Genomic DNA, 918 nt, shown 5'->3' with positions numbered 1-918 from the left:
GGGGGGGTGTGTTGCTCTTGCATTAATCTCTGCAAGCGTTCAGGATAAAAAAAATCATCAGGGCGCAAATCTATGCCATGCTCGCGTGCATAGTCTAAAAGCATCACTTGATATTTAGCCGGTATAATACCACCTTTCCCCTCTCGCTTTTCAAAAGGATAAGTCCATTTTCTAATCACAATAACATTGCGATTAACAATATTAGCGACTTTTTTATATCCACCCAGATGCTCAATTATGAGTTTTGCTGTTTTCGTATATGTTTTTATCATAGCGATAAAAATACGATATACAAAATATTTAGTCAATACGAAAAACGTATCGCTATATTTTTTATATTGTAAGGATTTCAAAAATAAGGAATAAACTTAATTATGATTAGGCAAAAAGAGCTAAAAATTTGGATAAAGAAAGAACTTGATAAAATGGGACGAGGGAGCCAAGCAAAGCTTGCCGCCCATCTTGGCATAAGAAGACCAGCTATATCTAATATGATTAATCTTAATACGAATAGAGAAACGAGAGATATTAAAGCAGATGAACTGGTTAAAATTATGGAATTTTTTAAAGATTCTTCGCCTATTTCTGGATCTTACTCTGATGATTTTCTTTATTTATATTCCCAAGCGAATGATTCTGAAAAGAAGATTGTCGAGGATCTTTTAAAATCTCTGCTCGCAGCACGAAATTCATAAAAGCCTTTTTTTCACTTTCGGTTAATTGATTTAGCACTATGGATAGCTGCTTTTTTCTTATATTTTCTATCATAAGCACCTCATTAATATTTAATGATAGTAAACAGAACAAACAGAACAAGTGGATTATAAAATAAAATACGTTTTTCGTATTTTATCCTATTGACTTTTAATTACGAAAAACGTATTAATCTCCCATACCTTATAAATTAACCGTTGCCAA

The 918-nt window shown here is 32.2% G+C and carries 2 protein-coding genes; one reads left to right on the top strand and one right to left on the bottom strand.

Annotated elements, in window-relative coordinates; translation table 11 throughout:
* Positions 1-272, bottom strand: a 272-nt coding sequence (locus MCQ_RS02475; RefSeq protein WP_006923347.1) for a hypothetical protein, incomplete at its 3' end; no start/stop codon positions are given.
* Between the two features lie 102 nt (positions 273-374).
* On the opposite strand from MCQ_RS02475, the gene MCQ_RS02470 reads away from it, so the two are divergent.
* A complete protein-coding gene (locus MCQ_RS02470; RefSeq protein ID WP_006923346.1) occupies positions 375-695 on the top strand; it encodes a helix-turn-helix domain-containing protein in 321 nt (106 codons plus the stop codon).
* The last annotated feature ends 223 nt before the right edge of the window (positions 696-918 follow it).

The sequence above is a fragment of the Candidatus Bartonella washoeensis Sb944nv genome (genome assembly GCF_000278135.1).
Taxonomy (GTDB): Bacteria; Pseudomonadota; Alphaproteobacteria; order Rhizobiales; family Rhizobiaceae; genus Bartonella; species Bartonella washoeensis.
This window is presented reverse-complemented; position numbering and strand designations above follow the sequence as displayed.